The following is a 23051-nucleotide window of genomic DNA, read 5'->3' on the forward strand; positions in this document are numbered from 1 at the left end:
ATTTTGTTAGAATAACAGGATAGAAGCAGATAGGATAATGGTTCTATCCTAAATTGCAAAGAGAGGGAACAATCATGAGTATAGAAAATCAATTAATTAATAAACAATTCCATGACACATTTACAATTAATCATGAACATACACATCCCGTTGAAGTATTAGGGAATGCTTATATGCAAGAGAATTTAAAAGAATCGCCAGACCTGACAATGATTCGGTTTGCACAAGGTGAAGTATATTTTCATCATAAAGATTATGAAGCGGCCATCTTTAAATGGGAAAATATAGATAATGAGTTTCAACCATGGGCACGGAAAAATGTCGCAGATGCCTATTTTGAATTAGACCTCTTAGGTACTGCGGAGGAAATTTATTTATCAATTGATACAGATTCAGATGTATTGAAGATAGAAGTACTCCTCCAATTATTCTCTCTATACATACAACAGGGAAAATTAGAGAAGGCAGTAGATGCTATTAAAAAAGCAGTCTTCTTAAATCCGGATTATCCAGATGTAACAAGAATCGCACGCGTCTTTTTTGAAGACCATCAAGATTGGCAAAATGCAGTGGAATTAGCTGTAAATGAAGCCATGAGAACGCAAGAAATTAGCTGGTTCCACACATTAAAGGGATATGTTATAGAAGGGAAAACGAAAAAAACGGCTCCCAAGTATTTTATTGAGGCGTTAACGATTCTTTATCAAAATGATGTTCGCCAGTTCGAAGCTGTATCTGTCGCATTTTGGCAAAGCTATAAAGGGGAAGAATACTATTTTAATTGGTTAGATGAATTTAACCAACTTATGCAAAAGTTAGATACACAAAGCGGGTATCATTGGAACGAATTATCGGTTATTTATCATGATACTTATTTCGAATTAATAAATGGCGAAAAACAAATAAAAGGGATTTCTAAAATCGTTCCACCTCATTTGCAAAACTGGTTGAGAATCTCTTCAGATACTTACCGCCTTATTGCATCGGCTTCAGTTCTTGCATGGAGTGATCTATTTACTAAGAGTTTTGATGCTGAAGTGATGAATGATGCGGAAAGAATGATAGAAGAAGCAGCGCCAGTGGAGCATACGCTTGAAGAGAATTATCAATTATTCCAATCCATCATGGAGTGGGCAAGAAAACACGATGTATTAATGGGTGCAAGATTTGAATGGATGGTAAAAGAACTACTTGATTTAGAAACAAATCATGTCATCATTGCGGGGATGTCTGGGAGTGGAAAGACCGAGTTTGTCCAAGAATTACTTGGAGATCATGTGAAAGCAGAGAATACAACGGCAACTGTGATGTATAAGCATGCTGATTATAAAGAACTCACTTCCATTTCTGATACTGCTATTATCCCGCTTGACTCTATGGATGATTTAAGAACAGGAGAAAAACGATCGGACCAAGTATTGGTCGATTATAAACATTCTCTACCTTTCCTATCGCAACAAAGAATGGCGGTTATGGATACACCAGGCCTTTCTAGCAGTAACAAGTTTAGAAATGATGTATTTCAATATTTGCATTTTGCCGATAGCCTGTTATTTATCTTAAATGCAGAGTATCCGTTAACAGATAGAGAATTAGATGTTGCCGTAAAAATTAGAGAGCAATCACCTAGTCTACCGGTGCATTTTATTTTAAATCATATGGATGCAGCTAGTAGTGAGGAAGAAGCCATGCAGTGGATGGATGAAACTGCTGATAGAGTTTCTACCTATTTTCCAAGAGCAACAATCTTTGCTTACTCACCGCAATATGATCCAACAGAACAGTTGAAAGATTTTGCAGTATTTTTAGCTGGATTGAATGAAGGACGTCATTTAATGCAAGAGCGGACAGAGAAGATGCTGCATTATATTCAAAAATCGATTAAGTTTCTTCTTGATAAACGAATAGAAAAAGAAAATGCGCTAATTGATGATATGAACTGGCATGAAGAAATGTTAACAAAGTTGAATGGTGCTATTCATCAATTAGAAGATATGGAAGAAGAAAAAGTGAAAAATATCAGTCACTCTTATCGTGATATTAAAAAGACGATGGAAGATAAGCTAGCCGCAGCTATTCCAGATATTTTACGTGAGTGTAGCCAATTGATTCGAGAAGATAGTGACTTTAGTAAGCTTCATATCGAGTTGAATAATGAAATGAATGAACGAGTCCAACAGTATATATCCGAAAAGGTATTACCGGAATATAGGGAATCCATTCAAGCTTGGATTATGGAAAGTGAGCAAGAATTTTTGACAGGCCAGGCTTTCTTAGTAGAGATGGCGGATAGCTTCAATGAATTATACGGCTTTGAAAAATTACAATTAAACTGTGATTTCCGTATTCTCGAAGATTGGAAGCGCGATGCTGACCGCCTGACTCACGGTACTGTAAGGTTAGATAAAGCGAATATTATGCTACGTCATACACCAACGCAAATGCTATTGAAAAGCGCAGGGAAGATCTTTGGACTCATCCCACAAAATAAAACAATGCTTTACAATAAGTATAAACAATTTGTTGACAATGAGGACTATCGTGAGGTAGCAAGTCAAATTACAGACAACTTTATCCAGCAATTTGAACTTTTTGAGAAAGCGTTGGATCGTGATATTCAAATGTTTTTCCAATCACCATTTGCGGTATTAGAAGAAACAGTAAAAGAATCTCATATGACAATTGCAAATGATAACAAAGAACTAGAGATAATGAGAAGTAATCCAGAAGTCTACCATGATCCATTAAAATTATTTGAGTTAAAATGGAAGCAATATGAATGGATGACGGAGAAGTCTCAAACACCAAAGCAATATATTTAATCAATATAGCTGATAAAATACCCGTATGAATGAACTGAAGCACCGTAGACTATGTCTACGGTGTTTTTAGATAAGTTTCCTAAGGTCAGTAAAAGACAAAAGTGCTGAAGTAAGGAATGGAGTAATAGTTGCAATAGGAAAATATCGATTAAAGATTGTTTAGAAGTAGTGCTTAAATTATTTTCAACTAGCTGTTGTTAAGAAAAAGCATATCATTGGCATTTGAAGAAAAATGAGTGGTATTTTCACTGATTTTCTTTACAAAAACAAGAATTTTTCGCATTGGTATCTACTAACAAATTGTTCATTTCATCACATTTATGTCCTTTCTAAAAATACATTTGTTCTCACTGAGTAGAAAAAGTTCTTGATTATTTCTCATTCAGTAGTAGAATGAAGATATAAAATAGAGAATAAATTGGGAGATGTCTTGATGAAAGTTGTTAAATTTGGCGGTTCATCGCTTGCCGATGCTAAGCATATAAAGCGTGTGTTTGATATTGTGCATTCTGACAATGAAAGAAGAATAATTGTGGTGTCGGCTCCGGGTAAAAGACATGAGAATGATACAAAGGTGACTGATTTACTTATTTCATGTGGTTTGCATGCAATCAATAATGAAGATCCGAGTCCTTATATTGAGCAAGTGGTCGCTCGGTATAAAGAAATTGCTGACGACCTTATACTACCGCCAACCATCATTGAGACGATTCAAAATGATTTATTAGTGAGGCTGGCTGGAGATAAAAACAACCCTGAACAATACTTAGATTGTATAAAAGCAAGTGGAGAAGATAACCATGCTAAATTGGTTGCATGCTATTTCCAAGAACAAGGCGTGAAAGCTAAGTATATGAATCCTAGAGAAGCAGGGCTAATTGTTTCAAATGAGCATGGCAATGCGCAAGTGTTACCTAAATCTTATGAAAAGCTTAGACGTCTACGTGAGTCTTGTGAACTGATTATTTTTCCAGGATTTTTTGGTTATGGCCAAAACGGAGGGATATTTACTTTTTCTCGTAGTGGTTCTGATGTCACCGGGTCGATTTTAGCATATGCGGTAAAGGCAGATGTATATGAAAATTTCACCGATGTGGATGCAGTCTTTTCAGTAAATCCAACTTTCGTTGAACAGCCAAAAGAAATTAAAGAATTAACTTATCGAGAAATGCGCGAATTATCGTATGCAGGTTTTACTGTTTTACATGAAGAGGCGCTTATACCTGCCATTCAAGCAGGAATCCCTGTGCAAATCAAAAATACGAATAATCCAAGGGCAAGAGGCACGACGATTTTACGGACAAGAGAAAATCAAAATGGGCCAGTTGTCGGTATTGCGAGTGCTACTGGTTTTTGTAGTATTTATGTCAGTAAATATTTATTAAATCGTGAAATCGGATTTGGTCGAAAATTATATGCCATTTTAGAAGAGTTCGGGATTAGTTATGAACATACACCATCGGGTATAGACGATGTGACTGTGATTATTAAAGAGAATCAACTACAAGAAGATGAAGAAGAAGTTTTACTTAAACGTTTAGAAAGTGAATTAGTAGCCGATGAAGTACATATTCAACATAGTTTGGCGTTGATTATGGTTGTTGGCGAAGGTATGCGTCATAACATTGGCACGATGGCTCGGGCTGCGAATGCTTTAGCCAAAGCGGATGTTAATATTGAAATGATTAACCAAGGATCTTCAGAGGTAAGTATGATGTTTGCGGTTAAAGAAGTAGATGAGAAGAAAGCTGTTCAGGCATTGTATGAAGAATTTTTTGCAGAGGTCGCATTACCAATTGGATAAAGCTATGTTAGGGGTCTGTAGGGAAACCTGCATATACACTGGTAGAAAAGTGTATATGCAGGTTCTTTGTGTTATCTATACCTAAGTTACTGAATGTGAATGAATACTGTGAGTAGTTTCTGTTAAAGTTTTTAATTGTTTAACATATACCCCGTTTTCCAATTTTCTAAAAATATATTTACTTAGCTGGTACAAAGGACTAATATATTCTTTAAACAGTAGTAAAAAACACGCATCATTATACTAATTCATAAGCATATAGTATCTCAGGGCAACCACCTAGGTGATGAAAATAATAAGGGGGGCAAGTGATATGAGCACAGATATGTTTATTCAATCTAAAAGTCAAATGTTGGCCACTTTATTAGAGCTTGTGTCCATTGATAGTGTTAGCCTTTCACCAGGAGAGAAATACTTTCCTTTAAGAGTGGAACAAGTATTAAAATCTTTACCTTATTACCAAAAATATCCCGGGTATGTAGTGAATCATCCGACTTCAGATGGTCGTTCTATATTAACGGCTCTATATAAAAATAACTTAGCAGAAAAAACGGTAGTGATGATTAGTCATTTTGACGTAGTAGATATTGAAGACTATGGTGACCTGCAGCATCTCGCTTTTAATCCTGTTGAATTGACGAGAGAGCTGCATAATCGTCTTGATACCTTACCGGAAGATGCAAAAGAAGATTTAATTAGTGGAGATTGGTTGTTTGGTAGAGGTATGATGGATATGAAATGCGGATTAGTTCAACATATGTCTTTGTTAGAAAAAGCGGCGAATGAAGACTGGAACATCAATTTGTTATTAGTAGCTGTCCCAGACGAGGAAGTGAATTCAGTTGGTATGAGAGAAGTGATTCCAAGATTAGTTTCTCTTGGAGAAGAACATTGCCTCAATTATACATTATATTTAAATTCCGAGCCGATGTTTTCTCAAGTTCCCCAAGATAATAATCATTATTTTTATACAGGAACGATAGGCAAAATTATGCCGGGAGCATTGTGTTTTGGGAAAGAATCTCATGTCGGTGAGCCGTTTTCTGGGATGAATGCTTGTTGGATGTCATCTATTTTAACGAATGAAGTTGAGTGGAATGAAGAGCTTTCAGAACAGGTAAATGGTGTGATGTCTCCTCCACCGACATTGCTTTGGCAAAGAGATTTGAAAAAAGGCTATACGACACAAATTCCTCATCGTTCAGCAAGTCTTTATAATGTGTTATTAATGAAAAGAAATCCTGTTGATGTCATGCATGAAATGAAGAAAGTGGCTATAAAGGCCGCTGATAAAATGGAAGCATTTATAAGAGATAAATATCGATTAAATGGTTTGGATGAGTCACAGTTATCACATATTCACGTTTATTTGTATGAGGAAATCAGGGCTTACGCAGTCAAGAAAACAAGTGCAGAGTATATAGATATACTAGAGCAATCGATTGCCAAAGAGACCGAGGGCGATATTCGTGATCAAACGATACAAATTGTCGACCAATTGGCAATGCTGTGTCAAGAATTAGGTCCGATGATTATTTTATTTTATGCCCCACCGTATTATCCTGCTGTTAATTCTAGTGAGAATGAGTGTATTGCTGAATTATCTTCTTCTTTAATAGAGTTTGCTGACACAAAATATCAAGAGCGTATTCACCCAGTCAATTATTTCAATGGTATATCTGATTTGAGTTATGCGGGCCTACATGCTGATTTAAAGGATATGGATATTTATAACGATAATTTGCCAGGAGGAGAGAAATTGTATTCCATCCCATTTAAGGAAATGGCAAAGATAACTGCCCCTGTAATTAATGTTGGACCAATGGGAAGGGATGCACATCAAAAAACAGAGCGTCTGCAAATTCCTTTTGCTTTCGAAACTTTACCAAAACTATTAGCCCATTTAATAAAAATACATGAACAGCAAAAAAATGATTGACAGCTGAGGTATGATTGCATATGATAGAGGTATCAAATGAATAGCATCTCCAAAGGGGAGTAGCTTTTACAGCAAAGTCGTCAATTCGGAGTATCATGCTCTCGGCTTTGTTGGCAACAATTCTGATCGTTGTTAGCAAGACCTTTACCAAATTCGGTGAAGGTCTTTTATGTTTTAAACCTTTACCGAATATCGGTAAAGGTTTTTTGTTTTTAAGTGAAATAAACAGGGAATGTTAAGTAAATGCTAATACTGTTTTTCTTACTTGAAGATGATATTCGCAGGGGATGTTACATAAATGAAGGAGGAAATTCATTTGGAAGCAGCATTATTATTAGAGTATGGTTGGGTGCTTTTAGTTCTTATCGTATTAGAAGGATTATTAGCAGCGGATAACGCACTTGTTCTAGCCATTATGGTCAAACACTTACCTGAAAAGGAAAGAAAGAAAGCATTATTTTATGGTTTAGCTGGAGCGTTTGTATTTAGGTTTGCTTCATTATTCGCTATTTCATTTCTTGTTGATGTATGGCAAATTCAAGCATTAGGTGCAATTTATTTAATCTTTATCGCAGCGAATCATATATTCCGGAAGTTTCTGGTCAAAAAGCATGACGTGCCTGATCCTTCAGCCAAGCCGAAAAAGAAATCAGGTTTTTGGATGACGGTTCTTAAAGTTGAGTTAGCTGATATTGCCTTTGCAATAGACTCAATCTTGGCAGCAATTGCTTTAGCGATGGCATTACCACCAACTGGTATTGGTACAATTGGAAGTATGGATACAGGACAATTCCTCGTTGTATTTGCAGGTGGTATGATTGGGCTAATTATTATGAGGTTTGCAGCTAATATCTTTGTAGACTTACTTCATAAACGTCCTGGGTTAGAAATTACTGCCTTTTTGATCGTCGGTTGGGTAGGTGTAAAGTTAGCAGTTACGACTCTTGCACACCCTGCACTGGCTGTATTACCGGAGGGATTCTCTCATTCAACCGCTTGGAAAGCAACGTTCTACATCGTTCTTATTCTTATCGCAGTAGGCGGTTGGTTCTTATCTAAAGAAAAAATTGATGAAGATGGAGCTGGAGACGACGACCGTTTAGATCAGGCATTAAAGGAAGAAAAAGAACAATTGTAAAATTTTGATTGGAGTTATTAAAAAAGCGTTCACCTCTTTAAAAGGTTGAACGCTTTTTCATATCATTAGATAAATCTAAATTACTTTTATACAACTGCTTATATAAAAAGTAAATAATAGGCATCCCGATAATTAAAACAGCAAATTCGCCAATGGCAGTTGTGAGCCATGTGAATAAGAATGGAAGACCAATAGCAATTTTTAATTGTAAGGCAATAATCCACATCATTACAGTAAAGACGATGGTGTTTACTAACATCCGTAACCAAATATTTTTAACAAATTTAAAAAGTACTAAGCTAATTAGTAAACAGATAATGGAATGGGCGACCCCAAATGTTAAATCAAATGGCTTCATTGGTGAAAATAATAGGTTCGTTAAGAAAACACCAAGGACAATGCCGTAAATAAATTTACGATTTAAAACAATGAGATGATTAAATATCTCAGCAAAACGAAACTGAATAGCTGAAAAAGCAATTGGCTGTAATACCATTGATATGGCAATATACATAGCAGCCAAAAGACCATTAGCTACAATCATTCTAATATTCATTTGATTACACTCCTAGTTTTTTATCGTGGGATGGTTTCGAACCACGTCAACAATAGGTTATAATATCAGGTTTTAGGAGTGTTTGTAAATGGTATTTTTTAAAAGAATTATAAAGCTGCTAGAACTTTCACTGTAAAATCCTCATCAACTTTTCTTAATTCCCTTATTAAACTGCGTGTATTGGTTGTATTTACATCAGCATGCCTTAGAGAGAAATACCTTTATAAAACAAAATACTTCCGTGTGTAGTCCGTGAATTGAGATTTCATCTATATCTTTACGTTTTTCAAGTGTTACTTCAAATAAGTTCTTTAAAAATATCCATAGTACGTTTATCCATCTTGAGTTTTTAGTCTAGTTGACTTCACTTCATCTTCTATCGGATACTTAACAACCAGCTTGGCTCTGTCATATTACTCTTTTAGTACTAAAATCTGAATGCGTTTTTCTGTATTGGATGCACTAACAAGAAGCGATGTCAACTTCAATTATGTTGATCAATATTTTAAGTATGAGTAATAACCTTATTAAAAGGATACTTTCTATACGTCAAGAACATACTATTGGTGTATAACTCCTTCCAAGTAGATCTCCTCTAAGTGGGAGGTTTACTTTTTTATAAATATTTTTCTTATAAAAGGGGAAAATATTTACGACTTAAGAGTCAATAATTTAAAAGGAGTTGAAAGTTATGGCAAAAAGGTTTTTATTCATTCTTTCAAGTATCTTATTGTCTTTCTCGTTAGCAGCATGTGGAGCGAATGATGATCAAGATCAGAATCCACCTCCAGAAACCAATAATGGTGTAGAAAATGATAATAATGGTGATGAGAACATACCTGGAGTAGATGAAGATGATACTATGTTTAAAGATGATGAAAAAGATAGTGATCCGGATCCAGAAGATGCGGTGGAAGACCCGGAAGATATGAATGATAATGATAATCGAGATGAATAAACCTAAAGCCCTTCTCAATCGAGATGGGCTCTTTAACTAAAGAAACTCTGGTTAGTAAAAGACCTTCTTTTACAATTTGGGTGTTTATTATCAATAATTGGTTATAACACCAGTCTTTTCTTATCCAATTAAAATGGATAAATCTACTTCTAGAACTAAAGTTGGATGTTCTTATGCAAGAAAATGATTCTTTCTATTTCTTCAAAACCATTTTTCTTATAAAATTCTTCGGCAGGTATACCTCTATCTGTGAGAAGTGTAATGTTACTTATATTACTGTTATGAAGCTCTTTTATTAAATGATTTAACAGCGCTTTTCCAATACCATTATTTTGACTTTGTGTTTTTACACACATTTCATTAATAAAAAACTCATCTCCGCTCCACCATACTCTTTTTACACCAAGAATAAAGCCGATAATTTCGTCGTTTTCTACTGCTAAAACGCCTAAAAATCCAGGTGTCTGATAAAAACTCAGTAAATATTTTTTAGCCTTTGTAAATGTCCATTCATCATTCCATGGCTCATCATTGAATACTTCAATAAATGTTTCCGAGCATTTAGTTAAATCATTCATTTCTAATAGTTTAAATTCCAAGGTAAATTCTCCTTATCGCTAAATGTATTATTAAACCAGCCAAACCGGTTATTTATGGATTATTCTACCACAGAAAATTTGCCTATTTGGCTTTCATGTTAATTTTCTATGTCTGGGACCTTAGCTAAAGAGGGGAGATTACATCAATAAATAAGAAAATGTAATATAAAAGGGTATTTATGTCAATATGTTTTTGATATACCAGATATTTGATGGGTCTAAGAAAATTCTCCTATATGAATACAGCTCAATATTGTTTGAATATGTTATAAAACAGTATTTAATAAGGTTTGTTTAATTGTTAAAATTTTGTGAAGGTTTTATGACATAATTATATAAAGATAGCATTTTGGTTCAAAAGTCTTGACATTTCTTCTGTTTCATATTAATCTGAATTTAAAGAAAACTCAAAAGGATTTTGTATGGACAATTAATTTTGTCAGAAAATCTTACAAAACTGTTTTCTTCTAAAAAGATATGTACTTTATTTTCAGAAAATAAAGTCATTTAAATAAGGAGAGAAATATTTATGAGAAAGAAAAAGTTATCATACATCGAATTAGTTCGTCGTAATAAAGAAGAGTTATTAAAAAATCCAGATCAGCTTGAAGTCATCGAAAAACGTTTAGAAAAAAGGCATGAAAAAGCGAAATAAAGCTTTTATATAGAAGGGGACCAGGATAATTATTCTGGTCTTTTTACTTGTAGTGAATGGGCGACCTTGTTTTATTGTTTAATTTAATATCTAGTTCTATCTCAACAGTATGGCTGGATGGATTTTGCCCATTTTTTACTATACCACCAAAGCCCATTAAAAATATCTAGTGGTTTATGAGGCGAATCGCAATGACTTTAGAATAATAATTAGTTACCCTGCTAATGGTTGTTTCTAAAAACAAGGAATAGAAGTGATTAAAATAAAAGCCGCTCAAGTAAAGTGAGCGGCTAAATTAACGTATTTATTTATTTTTATAATAGTCGAAGAAAGCTTGAAAAATCTCTAATCCTTGGAAAAATAAAAGTGTAGTTGCAGTTATTGAAAACATACTAATCATAATCATACGAACAATCATTATCATATCCTCCTTAAATTTGTGTTATATTCTTACAAATTTAAGGAATAATTAGAGATAATTAGATTGGAAGAAAATCGGCTGCTTATGTCTACTGTTTTGCATAGAAACATAAGCGAGTTGGCAGATGCCAAGTAAGAGTAAGCTGATGAGTATCAGTGAAACATGCTCGAAAACAAGAGGATGTTTTTTGAGCTCATCTTTTAATGGAGAGGTATCACTTAAATGGGAGTCGTTAAAGACTGCATGCTGATGGTCTCCCCAAGTGCTCAAACTTGAATGATCGCTAGGATAGTGGACAACTAAAAATGCACAGAACATGATAAGTAATCCAAAAGAGTATATCTTTTTGCCAGTCATCCGTACCCCACCTTTCTTTCAAGTTACTATTCATTATACCCACTTTAGCTGATTTGTAAAATAAAAGATTAAGAGAAATCATCCATTTGATTCTTCCACTTTCAATATAATTTATTAATCAAATTCGAAAAGATGACTAAAAGTAAATAGTTAAACGTATCATTTTTTATTCTTATAATTGCTCTAAAAAACAAGTGGTATTTATAGTATAACCATCAACATCAACAAGGGATTTTACAGGATATAACGATGGGGAAAGTTTTTGACATTTCAAATAATAAGGAGTATAACTAGTTTTATATTTTTATAAAGAGGTGTCATAATGGAATGTTATCAAAAAAATATTAATGGTCGAAGTATACAAATAGCTGATTACCCAGGTGAGAAAGGGACGATAATTGCTGTCCATGGGTTAACGGGTAATTATATGCAAATGCACTATTATGCAGAAAGTTTAAAAGATTATCGTATTGTAAGTATTGATGTCAGAGGTAGAGGGCAAAGTGCGGATGCGGATGAGGATACGAGCATATGGAAGCATGCTTTAGATGTTGAAGCATTGATTAAAGAGTTAAATATTGATCAACCAATTTTGATGGGGTATAGTATGGGCGCTTTTATCTGTTCTATTGTGGCCAGTAGACTTCAATCTGAAGTTCGAGGATTAATCTTGCTAGATGGTGCAGCGACATGTACACCACATCAAAAGAAGATTGTTGAACCCTCTCTTGCCCGATTGAGCAAAGCGTATGAAAGTGAACAAGCATACTTAGATGAGATTAAACAAATTTATCAAAACTTAGGTGTGCCTTGGGATGAGCATATGCAAAACGTTGGCTTATATGAGATTCATCAAATCGGTCAAAAGTGGAGAAATCATGCAAGTGAAGGAAAGATTAAAACCGATTTTGACAGTTTCTATACATTTGATCCTAAAGAAATATTTAAAGAAGTGAATTGCCCAGTCTTTCTTGTTCATGCAGAGGGTGGAATTGGTGCAATGGACCCGTTATTTCATGCAGAAGATTATATTGATACAATGGTATATGCTAAGCAAATAGAGAAAATAACGACGCCATGCAATCACTATACATTAGTGTTTACTTCAAGACCAGAAATTTACAATAGCATAAAAGCTTTTTTAAGAAATATTGATGCGACTAGTTGAAATTTTTCAAAAGTGGTGTAAAATAAAAACAAACAGAATGAAAGCCTATTCATTAGCCGTTAGAAAACGAACTTTTTTAATTAAGCTATTGGACATACTGGCTACTTTAAACTCTTCAGACTCTTACCCTTTTTGTAGGCGTCTCGTTTAAAGTAGCCTTTTTGCGTATAAATAAACATTTATAAAAAGGTGGGATATTAATATGAGTAGTAAGGGATTGGACTATTTTAAAAAAGTATATGATCAAGTTCCTGGATGGGTACAACAGATGCATGATTATAGTCCAAACATGCTCGATCAGTATACAAGTCTCCGTGGGGACATTATGAAACCGGGGGCTTTGTCTGTAAAAGAAAAAGATATATTACTTGTCGGTATGAATGCGGCGAGATTATATGAAAGGAGTATGGTCTACCATACGAAGGGTGCTATAGATGGTGGAGCTTCGTTACCGGAATTAGCAGAATATTTATTAGTTAGTTATTTATATAATGGACAACAAGCTCTTCTAACTGGTTTAAAGTCCATGCAATATGCTTGTGAGTTAGTCGGTGACGAGACATTAGACCGAATAAATATAGATACTGTTGAAGAAATATTGTGTCAATATATACAAATGATCGGTAGTGAGAATGCTGCGTTTATTGAGAACGTGCTACAAACGAAAAAAGATGGCGGAGATATGGAAGAGGTCATTCTCCGAGATGGTCATGTTTCTCGTAAGAACAAGCTTTTATTAATGAGCGGTATTTATATTACTGTTCTCAATGGTAAGATAGCGGGAACGTGGATGGAAAAAGCGAGACGAAGTGGGGCAGAAGAGCCCGAGTTAGCTGAAACAGGTGCCATTTGTTTATTGACAGCCGGTATTCCAGCTTGGTTCGAAGCAAGCGACTCTTTAAGAATGGGGCATGAGCAATGAAAATTTTTTCTACGGCAAAAGAAGCAATTGAAAAATTGGAAAGCAATCAAACAATCATGGTTGGCGGCTTTGGCTTGATTGGTGCACCGCTGTCATTAATTGATGAACTTACACAAAAAGACGTCTCAGGATTAACAATCATTTCTAACAATCTCGGTGAAAAGGGAAAAGGCTTAGGTATACTCGTTAATCAAAAGAAAGTAAAAAAAGGAATTGGCTCTTATTTTACGAGTAATCGAGATGTGGGAGATGCCTATCAAAGAGGTGAGTTAGAGCTAGAGCTTCTTCCACAAGGAACTTTGGCAGAATCGATTCGTGCAGGTGGTGCAGGTATTGGTGGCTATTACACGAAAACCGGTGTAGGCACTGAACTTTCCGTAGGAAAAGAAGAAAAAGAGATCAATGGTGTGAAATATATTTTTGAACCCGCATTAAAAGCAAATGTAGCATTAGTTCGTGCGTGGAAAGCTGATACATTAGGGAATCTTGTTTATTACAAAACAGCTAGAAACTTTAATCCTATGATGGCGACAGCTGCTGATTATGTGATTGCCGAAGTGGACGAAATTGTGCAACCTGGTGAACTATCTCCAGAAGAAATCATTACACCCCATCTATTTGTAAATGGGATCGTGAAAGCAACGAAGATTTTAACGAAAGATGGGGTGAAGAGTGTTGGATAAAAATGAAATGCAAAATTTAATTGCTAAACGTGCTGCTCAAGAACTAAAAAGTGGCTCAGTTGTCAATTTGGGGATTGGTATTCCGACTCTTGTTGCCAATCATATTGCAGATGGTGATATATTTTTCCATACAGAAAATGGCTTATTAGGGGTAACGGATGTTAACGAGGCTGATATTGATCCAAATATAGTGAATGCTGGTAAGTTACCTGTAGGTGAAGCAATTGGAGCTTCATATTTTAATAGTGCGGAGTCCTTTGCTATGATTCGAGGACAACATGTAGATGTGGCGATATTAGGTGTATTACAGGTAGATGCCAAAGGGTTAATTGCCAATTGGGCAGTTCCAGGAAAAAATATTATGGGTGTTGGGGGTGCAATGGATTTACTTACAGGGGCAAAGAAAATTATTGTGACCATGTCTCATACATCCAAAGATGGTACGAGCAAAATTTTAAAAGAATGTACTTATCCAATAACATCCACAAGAAGTGTCAATTTAATTATTACCGAGCTCGCTGTTTTTGAGGTGAGAAATGGAGAATTATACTGTATAGAAATAATGCCAAATAGCACTATTGAAGAAATAAGAGAAAAGACGGAAGCTCCTTTTAATGAAGATTGCCATAATAACGGGGGGCAAACGCGATGAAAGATGTAGTGATTGTAGAAGCGAAGAGGACAGCGATTGGGAAACTAGGTGGTAGTTTAGGTAATGAAACGGTCGATTTCTTAGCTAGCCATGTACTTAAAGGGTTAATGGAAAAGATGAAGGTACCTAAAAATGAAATCGATGAAATTATTATCGGACAAGCAAAACAAAGTGCAGATGCCTCTAATTTAGCCAGGCTAGCTACATTAAGAGCAGGTTTTCCTGAAAGTATACCAAGTTATACTTTACATCGCCAATGTGGCTCAGGAGTACAATCCGTTCACTCAGCTGCCCAACAAATCATGAGTGGATTCGCCGATGTTGTTATTGCAGGTGGAGCGGAATCTATGAGCACAGCACCATATTATATGCGGAATATTCGCTTCGGCCTTAAGTCAGGAAATGGGCTTTTACTTGATCCTAATACGGAAAGTCAGCCTGGTTCACAACCTGTGGAAGAATATGGGCAATTAACGATGGGGATGACCGCTGAAAACTTAGCAGAAAAGTATCGAATTTCAAGAATGGAACAAGATGAATTTGCGCTAAGAAGCCAAGAAAATGCAAGATCAGCTATTACTGCTGGCTTTTTTGAAAAGGAGATTCTTCCTTACACTGTGAATGAAAGAAAAAAATCGTCAACTTTTATGGTGGATGAGCACCCCCGTGTAACGACAATAGAAAAACTCTCACAGCTGAAGCCAGTATTCAAACAAGGAGGGACAGTCACTGCAGGTAATAGCAGTGGTAGAAATGACGGTGCAGCTGCATTACTCTTGATGTCAAGGGAGAAAGCAGATGAGTTCTCAATTCAACCGAAAGTGAAAATCATTGCTCAAGCAGCTGCTGGTGTTGACCCTAGATATATGGGGATAGGCCCTGTACCTGCCACACAAAAGGCGTTAAAACAAGTTCAATTAACAATAGAGGATATGGATATTATTGAGTTAAATGAAGCTTTTTCAGCTCAAGCTCTAGCTGTTATAAAAGAGCTTGGATTATCCATAGAAAAAGTAAACCCGAACGGAGGGGCCATTGCTATGGGGCATCCAATTGGAGCAACTGGATCAATTCTTTTAACAAAGGCTATCCATGAACTTGAAAGAACAGGAAAGAAATATGCTCTTGTTACACTTTGTATCGCCGGTGGACTCGGTATATCCACCATTATTGAAAATTTACAAATTTAACGAATGGACATCGATTGACGGTGTCCTTTTTATTTTGAAATAGTCATTTATACCTGAAAGATGAAACTTTTTTTCGCATAAACCGTATATATAGAAAGGTTCGTACCAAGAAAGTAACTTCATATTTTGAATTAATATAGGTCAGGACTTGCCTTTTGAAAAGTGAAACATTACCTCATTTGTTGTTTAAGGGTAAAGGAAATGCTGTTTTGAACATAGAATATAGTAAATAAGATCGATTTGTTAGAGGAGGGATAGGCAGAATGATTATTGGATTAGTATCAGTCATAATGATTTTTGGTATACCGATCGTTGCGATTATTACTAGCCATTTAAGTTCTCAAACCGAATTAAAGGCGAAAATAATTGAAGATCAAATAAAATTAGAAGAATTAAAACATCAAAATTATTTATTAGAAACGGATAAAATGAGAAGAGAATTAGAAGAACAGCTCAAACTCGATGATAAAAAGTTAGTATAAGTGAAAACAAAGAGCCGTTCATTAATCAATAAGCGGCTCTTTGTTTGTCATGATAGGATCATCCATTTTTTTTACCTCGAGATAATGTATTTGGTGACCATCAATTTCGGTTACAGTAAACAAGTATCCATCCAACTCTAATTGACTACCAAGTTTCGCATCAAAATTTAATGTGAGGAACCATCCTCCAATTGTATCAATCTCATCATCTGGCAAGTCAAGGTCTAACAAATGGTTAACATCTTCAATTAATACTTTAGAATCAAGAATATAATGGCCTTCCTTTATCTTACGAATTTCAGGAATTTCATCTTCGTCAAATTCATCACGAATTTCACCTACAATTTCTTCAACAATATCTTCAACGGTTACTAATCCAGACGTTCCACCATACTCATCCATTAAGATTGCGAGGTGTATACGATCTTTTTGCATTTTTATTAATAAGTCGTTAATTGGAATGGTTTCAATAACACGCAACACAGGATTAATGAAATCATGTATAGAAAGCTTCTTTGTTTGTTCAGGCTGAAGGTTTGCGGTAAGAAACTCTTTAACATTAACAAAACCGACAATATTATCTTTATTACCATCGACAACTGGATAACGAGTGTAACGTTCTTGTTTAATAATATTTCTAAGGTTTTCAAAGGAATCATCGATAGAAAAAGTAATAATTTCTGTTCGTGGTACCATGATTTCTTTCGCTACTCTTTCGTCGAATTCAAATATATTATTCATGTACTTTAATTCGTTTTTGTTGATTTCACCACTCTTATAACTTTCAGACATTAAAATTCGTAACTCTTCTTCCGAGTGTGCTGCTTCGCTCTCAGATGCAGGTTTGAAACCGAAAAGCGCTACAATTAGACGGGCTGATCCATTTAACACCCAAATAAAAGGATAGGTAATGCGATAAAACCAAATAATAGGTTTAGCAAAACCAAGGGTAATGGCTTCTGCCTTATGAATAGCGATCGTTTTTGGGGCCAATTCACCAAGGACCACATGTAAATAAGTCACAATCGCAAATGATACACCAAACGAAATCACATGTGTAAGAGAGGCATTAAGATTTAAATTATTAAATAATGGCTGTAATAACTTGAGTACTGTGGGTTCACCTAACCACCCCAATCCAAGTGCTGTTACAGTGATTCCAAGCTGACATGCGGATAGATATTCATCTAAATGGGTGACTACTTTTTTTGCTGAAACAGCTTTACTATTCCCTTCCGCTATCAATTGATCAATCTTAGACATTCGAACCTTAACTATTGCAAATTCCGTCGACACGAAAAAAGCAGTTAAAGCAATAAGTATAACAAGTAATATTAAATTTAACGTTACCGTCAAAATGTAATCGTCTTACTTTTGGTAAGACTTTCACCTCCTATTTTTTTGCTTCATGAATGTAAGTCTCAGGAAGTGACGAGAATTCATGTCTTACCATTACATTGTCCAACTTTCCTATAAGCAATGCCTTTTTATTTGTTTATTTTAAGAGTAAAAGCAATGTTTGAATAAGGGACATACTTTCGGAAGAGACATTTTTCTTAATATACTCCTGACTTGTTACATCAGTCTTGTTTAAATGGGCAAGCACTTCTGAAACATCATCCTTTAACCCATTAATCTTAATTCTTAATTCACGTACATCAATTTCTTCTGCTTCGTGAACATCTTTTTCATCCAACTTTTTCTTAATATCCACTAATGACATACCCTCTGATTTCCATTTTTCAATTAAATGTAATCTTTCTATGGCTGATCCGTCATAATAGCGATAATTTGAAGGAGAACGTTCTGCTTCAAGTAACCCAAGGTTTGTATAATGGTCAATGGTTCTTTTAGTTAAATTTACTCTTTCTGCTAATTCACCGATTTTTAGTTTCTCGTTCCCAATATGATACCTCCAAACTATAACGTTATGGTTAAATTATACTCCTGTCCAGTTTAGTTGACAATAGTTTCGACTTACAAAATAAATCCACTCGTTTTTCAATTGACAGATGACACGTTGTCATTTAAAATTAAAATTAATTATGACACACTGTCATTTTCGGGAGGGGAAATATTGAATACGCCATTAAACCAAATCGTTAAGAAACTTCGTTTGCAGGGTATAAAGGTTTCTATATGTAAAAAGCCACAAGGTTTAAGGAATATGCACAACTGATTTTGGTAACATCGGCATGTATTTACCGGCAGTATTCCCATTAGGTGAGGGGAAACTATAGATAGGGGAAAACCCTATTTGTGATTAAATAAAATAGAAAGGATGGCATTCACATGAATATGAATCCTTTTACTGATATGCCTGTATTTGTTAAGAAAGAAATTGAATTATTAAATGAACGTTTAGCGCCAGCGATGAGAGTTGCTTCTCGATTTTCGTTATTTTCATTTCCGCTTGTTGTTTTCTCAATCATGAATATCATCATTGTTCTTTTCACCATGCCCATGGATGAAAACACTTGGATTACTTTGCTCATCTACTCCATTTTAGGTGCTGTAGGTATGGCTTTATCTAAGGAATCGAAAATCCGCAGAAAAGCAATTGAGAAAACAAGCGTTGATTATATGATCCAACGTATTAATGACAGCAAAATAGCAACTGAACAAATGAAAAAAAGATATATCATAATAATTAATGAGAAGCCTGTTATGGCGCTTGCACAATTCATGGAATTTCTGCGTGAAGAACAGCGCCGTTCCTCGTTTTAGATTGATTCCTTTAGGGAGGGGAGTATAATGCCAAAAATCACTTTTTATAATTTATCAATTGAAAAACGCGAAAAGCTTATCAATGCTGTAAAGCAAGAGTTTTCTCGTGTTCCACTATCGCAAGCATCCATTAGTAATATTGTAAAATCTGCCCGTATTCCAAGGGGGAGTTTTTATCAATATTTTGAAGATAAGGAAGATGCTTTTTTTTACTTGCTAGAAGAGAGAGTAAAAAGGAATCAAAGTGAAGTTTACTTTTTATTGAATAAGCACAATGGGGATATTTTTGAAATGATGATTGCTTTTTTCGAAAAGGTGATTACTGAACAAGATGAGAATCGGAACTTTCTCAAAAATTTATTTTTAAATATGACATATGAAGTGGAACATGAATTTGGTCGAAGTTTCAATGGATATGAAACGAATCAGCAGTTTATCCAATTCGAATCAAAGGTAAATAAAGAAATATTGCATATCTCAAATCAGGAAGAGTTTAAGTATTTAATGAAAATACTTACATCTGTTTTACTAAGGAGTATTATCGAAACATTTTCTAAGGATCAATCAAAGGAAGAAGCACTAAGAAATTTTAAGTTAGAAATCACTCTCTTAAAACGGGGACTTAAGAAATAATCATGAAATGAGAAGTAGTTGGAATGAAAAATTTATTCTTTCGTTTCAACTCTTTTTTTGCTGAATTGCTATTGAATGATCGCATCTATGTGATTTTTTCACAAAATTCCAAAAATATACATAGTGGTGCTATAATAAGAATAGCAATAGTCAATTTAGCCATTATTCCCCGTAGAAGGGGGGTGTTGCTTTGTCAGTTTTTGAGGCATTGGTGTTTGCTTGTACATTTACAAGTTTAATAATGGCTGTGCTACAATTCAAAAACGATGATAAAAAATAATCCACCTCATGTATAGGTGGATGGTGTCAATTGTTCATTGGCTAATGCTATTGCGAGATCGGACGGTGTTGCCGCACCACCGATCTTTTCTAATATATGCCTTTATCTAGTCCTATTATACAATAGAATGATTTTTTGGAACAAGCTTTGAGTAAAAACTTACGTTTGTTTATTTTATGAACAATACCATTCTTGCCTTTGCCTTTTTCTTAACCTCATTTCCTGTTACAATTATAGATAAAATACGTTTAAGGAAATTTCCTTCCTTTTAGTGGGTATTGAACATGAAAATTAGATTATTCTCAAGAAAAGATAGTACACAAATCCAATCTGTTGCTAGGGAGAGTTGGCGTTACGCATATGAAGGCTTAATTCCCGAGCGAACACAGGTTGATTTTTTATTATCTGTATATACTGAAGACGCTTTAATGAGAAGTTTATCTACTTCGGTTTTATTGGTTGCTGAAGAAGAAGGAGAAGTTATTGGTTTCGTTCATTTTTCATTAATAAATATTAAGAAAGAAATAGAATTAGGTGCTTTATATATATTGCCGAGTTTTCACCGCCGAGGTATTGGTACAGCCCTACTAAAAGCGATGTTTGAATATTTTTATGATGTCAATAAAATTACGGTTTCTGTTGTGATGCGAAATGATTCTGCTTTGGATTTTTATCATTCAAAAGGATTTAAACAAGTAGGAAAAATGAATGATTCCATTTTCGGATTTAGTATTCCAACCATTGTAATGGAATGGAGAAGTAACACAAGTCCAAATGTGTAGGGTGAAGTTATGTATACCGTATTCTCAACTTTTGATGTAAATGAAAGTAAAGCAGATGAAGTGATTGAAATATATAAGAATCGTTCACGTTTAGTCGATAAAGCAGATGGGTTCGTCGACTTTATGTTGCTTCAGAATGATAAACGTAAAGGAGAATTGACAGTACAATTAATTTTTGAAACAAAGGAAGATTATTTACGCTGGGTAAGAAGTAAAGATTTTCAACGAATTCATGATCTTGAAAAGAAATATCCAGATAAAGAATTAGCAGCAGTCATTCCAAAAGTGTCGCAATATAAGGTTGTGGTAAAGTGAGTAAATATGAAATAATCGCAGAAGAAGTAACAAAAAGGATATTTCGAGAAGACCCTACATTAATTGAACGATATGGTGAACGTGGGAGAAATCAAACATTTATTGATAATATGCATCACTTAGATTATTTAAAGACGGCAATGGAATTAAATACGTCAAAGATTTTCACTGACTATGCCCTTTGGTTAAGAGGTATCTTAATTAAATATGGTATGACGACGCAAACCTTGATTGATAATTTTCTTTTTTTAGAAGAGGAATTAGAGAAATGTACGGTGGTAGAAAGTGAAATTAGTTCTGCATATATTGGTTTGTTAGGAGAGGCTGTGTCTATTTTAAGAGATGTTCAAGGAGGCGAGGCACAGTGACGAGAGGAGAAGATCTAGAAGAAATCCTTTTATCTGGAGCTGTTGCTGATGCTTGGGAATATATTGAGCGATTCGATTATTTGACTAATGTAGAAATTTATCAAGATATTATTACACCAGCTATGGTTAATATTGGTCTTAAATGGGAAAATTTTGAGATAACAGTTGCAGATGAACATTTGGCATCTGGAGTTTGCGATTTCATTCTTTCAAGATTAGCTGCAAAGCACAAGTTTAAACCTGTTAAGGATGCACCGACCGCCATGTTTCTTTGTTTATCAGGAGAGCAGCATTATTTGGGATTAAAGATGGTAGCCAGTATATTTGCAGAGAATGGATGGAGAACCAAGTTTTTAGGAGCAAATTTACCTGTACAATATGCATTGCAGGCTGCGAAGGATTGGAAACCAGATGTAATTGGCTTATCAGTTTCGATTGCTACCCATTTACCGGCACTTACGGAATATATGGAAGCTTTTTCTTATTTACCAAAGAAACCTAGGATTTTATTAGGTGGAAGATTGACAAATTTATATGATTTAGCTTCTTTTACCGCTATTAAGCCGGAAATTATTTCAAACTTATATGCTGTAGATAAATGGATCACTGCTTTTAATACGGAGGGGAGGAAAAATGCGATTAATTGATCTACATTTGCCGATACCGTATATACTAGCTAATAAGAATGGTGAAATCATTAGCTATACATCTAAAGCGGATGAAGTCTTTGATTTATCAGAAGGTATGATTAAAAGTATAGTTGATGAAGGGAGTATCTCTAAGTTTGAAAGGGTAGCTGCCATACCAGAAAAGAGTATGAGATTTGAAGCTAATTTAAAAACAAGAAGTATACCGATAGCACTATTTGATATTCATATCAGTTGGGATTTTCAAGGTAATGCGTCCATGCAATTTTTATTCAAAGATGATGATAATGAACCATTAATGGAGAAATTACAGGCCCTACAAAACAGATTAGCAAAGACAGATTTTGAGCTTTATGAGCAGAAGGAAACATTAGAAAAAACATTGCAAAGGTTGGATGAATTATCAGGTCCTTTTATCTCTTTAACAAAAGAGATCTGTTATATTCCTTTGTTTGGCGATATGACGGGCGATAAATTTACAACGATTATGGAGCAAACGCTTGCCCGTCTGTCAGATCATGATTACAGGTGGATACTGATTGATTTAACAGCGGTTGCTAAAGTATATAAAGAGGGAACGAGCGGCTTAGAGCTTTTAATCAAGAGCATTCTTCTAATGACAGGAGGAGAAGTGAGACTCATTGGTATAAATCCGAGTCTAGCAAAAGCACTTCAGCCTTATCAATTAAGAAATGTTGTTCATACGGAACAATCGTTACAAAGTTTTCTTCAATCAGTGATAAATGATCATGCTATATGAACATTTATTAAACTGAGAGCCTACTTGGATAATGTATATGTTTGTACATGTGTTTATAGGTTGGCTTTGTTAAAAGAAAAGATTGTCGGATAACGATACGTTCCGAAAAAACTAAGTAAAGACATATGTAACAATGAAGATGATACCTTGTAACGGGAATGCGAATTTAAAAGGAAGAGAATATGAAGCTTTA

Annotated in this window: 24 protein-coding genes, 1 pseudogene and 1 riboswitch; of the genes and pseudogenes, 19 read left to right on the forward strand and 6 right to left on the reverse strand. The window is 34.9% G+C overall.

The window, feature by feature from the left end:
* Positions 1–74: 74 nt before the first annotated feature.
* From MKX78_RS05305 to MKX78_RS05320, 4 genes are all read left to right on the forward strand, one after another.
* Complete coding sequence (locus MKX78_RS05305) at positions 75–2822, forward strand: GTP-binding protein (protein ID WP_341050146.1); 2748 nt, start codon at positions 75–77, stop codon at positions 2820–2822.
* A 433-nt stretch (positions 2823–3255) separates the two neighbouring features.
* Entirely contained in the window at positions 3256–4626 is a 1371-nt protein-coding gene (locus MKX78_RS05310) for an aspartate kinase (protein WP_095370313.1), read from the forward strand.
* 313 nt (positions 4627–4939) lie between these two features.
* The gene (locus tag MKX78_RS05315) at positions 4940–6565 is read left to right on the forward strand and encodes a M20/M25/M40 family metallo-hydrolase (RefSeq protein ID WP_095370312.1); all 1626 of its coding nucleotides are present in this window, start codon (positions 4940–4942) and stop codon (positions 6563–6565) included.
* A 298-nt stretch (positions 6566–6863) separates the two neighbouring features.
* Positions 6864–7703 carry a TerC family protein gene (locus MKX78_RS05320; protein ID WP_411674999.1) on the forward strand — a complete coding sequence of 280 codons (840 nt, stop codon included), beginning with the start codon at positions 6864–6866 and terminating at the stop codon, positions 7701–7703.
* Between the two features lie 37 nt (positions 7704–7740).
* Here MKX78_RS05320 and MKX78_RS05325 read toward each other — a convergent pair whose 3' ends face one another.
* Positions 7741–8259 carry a QueT transporter family protein gene (locus tag MKX78_RS05325; RefSeq protein ID WP_307317121.1) on the reverse strand — a complete coding sequence of 173 codons (519 nt, stop codon included), beginning with the start codon at positions 8257–8259 and terminating at the stop codon, positions 7741–7743.
* Positions 8260–8265: 6 nt separating this feature from the next.
* Positions 8266–8310: riboswitch (PreQ1 riboswitch) on the reverse strand.
* Positions 8311–8950: 640 nt separating this feature from the next.
* On the opposite strand from MKX78_RS05325, the gene MKX78_RS05330 reads away from it, so the two are divergent.
* Entirely contained in the window at positions 8951–9217 is a 267-nt protein-coding gene (locus MKX78_RS05330; RefSeq protein ID WP_095370310.1) for a hypothetical protein, read from the forward strand.
* Positions 9218–9372: 155 nt separating this feature from the next.
* Here MKX78_RS05330 and MKX78_RS05335 read toward each other — a convergent pair whose 3' ends face one another.
* Positions 9373–9816 (reverse strand): GNAT family N-acetyltransferase, encoded by a 444-nt coding sequence (locus tag MKX78_RS05335; protein WP_095370309.1) that lies wholly within the window; start codon positions 9814–9816, stop codon positions 9373–9375.
* A gap of 529 nt (positions 9817–10345) precedes the next feature.
* Between MKX78_RS05335 and MKX78_RS05340 the strand changes: the two genes are divergently transcribed.
* Positions 10346–10471: an FbpB family small basic protein gene (locus MKX78_RS05340; protein WP_095370308.1), complete on the forward strand. Its 126-nt coding sequence runs from the start codon at positions 10346–10348 to the stop codon at positions 10469–10471.
* A 469-nt stretch (positions 10472–10940) separates the two neighbouring features.
* Here the strand turns inward: MKX78_RS05340 and MKX78_RS05345 are convergent, their stop codons facing one another.
* On the reverse strand, positions 10941–11249 hold the full coding sequence (locus MKX78_RS05345) for a hypothetical protein (protein ID WP_095370307.1): 309 nt from the start codon (positions 11247–11249) through the stop codon (positions 10941–10943).
* A gap of 322 nt (positions 11250–11571) precedes the next feature.
* Between MKX78_RS05345 and MKX78_RS05350 the strand changes: the two genes are divergently transcribed.
* The 6 genes from MKX78_RS05350 (at position 11572) to MKX78_RS05375 (ending at position 16346) form a co-directional block, all read left to right on the forward strand.
* Positions 11572–12417 carry an alpha/beta fold hydrolase gene (locus MKX78_RS05350; RefSeq protein ID WP_095370306.1) on the forward strand — a complete coding sequence of 282 codons (846 nt, stop codon included), beginning with the start codon at positions 11572–11574 and terminating at the stop codon, positions 12415–12417.
* A 202-nt stretch (positions 12418–12619) separates the two neighbouring features.
* Positions 12620–13339 carry a carboxymuconolactone decarboxylase family protein gene (locus MKX78_RS05355; RefSeq protein WP_307317118.1) on the forward strand — a complete coding sequence of 240 codons (720 nt, stop codon included), beginning with the start codon at positions 12620–12622 and terminating at the stop codon, positions 13337–13339.
* A complete protein-coding gene (locus MKX78_RS05360; RefSeq protein WP_307317116.1) occupies positions 13336–14022 on the forward strand; it encodes a CoA transferase subunit A in 687 nt (228 codons plus the stop codon). Before MKX78_RS05355 ends, MKX78_RS05360 begins: the two co-directional genes overlap by 4 nt.
* Positions 14023–14029: 7 nt before the next feature.
* Positions 14030–14674, forward strand: a complete 645-nt coding sequence (locus MKX78_RS05365) for a 3-oxoacid CoA-transferase subunit B (RefSeq protein WP_095373519.1) — start codon at positions 14030–14032, stop codon at positions 14672–14674.
* Complete coding sequence (locus MKX78_RS05370; protein WP_095370303.1) at positions 14671–15864, forward strand: thiolase family protein; 1194 nt, start codon at positions 14671–14673, stop codon at positions 15862–15864. The genes MKX78_RS05365 and MKX78_RS05370 overlap by 4 nt, the downstream gene beginning before the upstream one ends.
* Before the next feature lie 263 nt (positions 15865–16127).
* On the forward strand, positions 16128–16346 hold the full coding sequence (locus MKX78_RS05375) for a hypothetical protein (protein WP_095370302.1): 219 nt from the start codon (positions 16128–16130) through the stop codon (positions 16344–16346).
* A 21-nt stretch (positions 16347–16367) separates the two neighbouring features.
* Here the strand turns inward: MKX78_RS05375 and MKX78_RS05380 are convergent, their stop codons facing one another.
* The 3 genes and pseudogenes from MKX78_RS05380 to MKX78_RS05390 form a co-directional block, all read right to left on the reverse strand.
* Positions 16368–17702, reverse strand: coding sequence for a hemolysin family protein (locus MKX78_RS05380; RefSeq protein WP_370873364.1), 1335 nt, complete (start codon positions 17700–17702; stop codon positions 16368–16370).
* A gap of 139 nt (positions 17703–17841) precedes the next feature.
* Positions 17842–18060, reverse strand: a complete 219-nt coding sequence (locus tag MKX78_RS05385) for a hypothetical protein (protein WP_233435301.1) — start codon at positions 18058–18060, stop codon at positions 17842–17844.
* A 33-nt stretch (positions 18061–18093) separates the two neighbouring features.
* Positions 18094–18270 (reverse strand): annotated as a pseudogene (locus MKX78_RS05390) (MerR family DNA-binding transcriptional regulator); the annotation flags it as partial.
* A 368-nt stretch (positions 18271–18638) separates the two neighbouring features.
* Between MKX78_RS05390 and MKX78_RS05395 the strand changes: the two are divergent.
* The 7 genes from MKX78_RS05395 (at position 18639) to MKX78_RS05425 (ending at position 22858) form a co-directional block, all read left to right on the forward strand.
* Complete coding sequence (locus MKX78_RS05395; protein ID WP_095370299.1) at positions 18639–19073, forward strand: DUF5392 family protein; 435 nt, start codon at positions 18639–18641, stop codon at positions 19071–19073.
* Positions 19074–19100: 27 nt separating this feature from the next.
* Positions 19101–19706, forward strand: coding sequence for a TetR/AcrR family transcriptional regulator (locus MKX78_RS05400; RefSeq protein ID WP_095370298.1), 606 nt, complete (start codon positions 19101–19103; stop codon positions 19704–19706).
* A gap of 564 nt (positions 19707–20270) precedes the next feature.
* The gene (locus MKX78_RS05405; protein ID WP_095370297.1) at positions 20271–20768 is read left to right on the forward strand and encodes a GNAT family N-acetyltransferase; all 498 of its coding nucleotides are present in this window, start codon (positions 20271–20273) and stop codon (positions 20766–20768) included.
* A 9-nt stretch (positions 20769–20777) separates the two neighbouring features.
* Complete coding sequence (locus MKX78_RS05410; protein WP_095370296.1) at positions 20778–21083, forward strand: antibiotic biosynthesis monooxygenase family protein; 306 nt, start codon at positions 20778–20780, stop codon at positions 21081–21083.
* On the forward strand, positions 21080–21451 hold the full coding sequence (locus MKX78_RS05415; RefSeq protein WP_095370295.1) for a hypothetical protein: 372 nt from the start codon (positions 21080–21082) through the stop codon (positions 21449–21451). The genes MKX78_RS05410 and MKX78_RS05415 overlap by 4 nt, the downstream gene beginning before the upstream one ends.
* Complete coding sequence (locus MKX78_RS05420; protein WP_341050151.1) at positions 21448–22098, forward strand: cobalamin B12-binding domain-containing protein; 651 nt, start codon at positions 21448–21450, stop codon at positions 22096–22098. The genes MKX78_RS05415 and MKX78_RS05420 overlap by 4 nt, the downstream gene beginning before the upstream one ends.
* Positions 22085–22858 carry an STAS domain-containing protein gene (locus tag MKX78_RS05425; protein ID WP_095370293.1) on the forward strand — a complete coding sequence of 258 codons (774 nt, stop codon included), beginning with the start codon at positions 22085–22087 and terminating at the stop codon, positions 22856–22858. The genes MKX78_RS05420 and MKX78_RS05425 overlap by 14 nt, the downstream gene beginning before the upstream one ends.
* Positions 22859–23051 lie beyond the last annotated feature (193 nt).

The sequence above is a fragment of the Cytobacillus sp. FSL R5-0569 genome, from assembly GCF_038007265.1.
Classification (GTDB): domain Bacteria; phylum Bacillota; class Bacilli; order Bacillales; family Cytobacillaceae; genus Cytobacillus; species Cytobacillus kochii.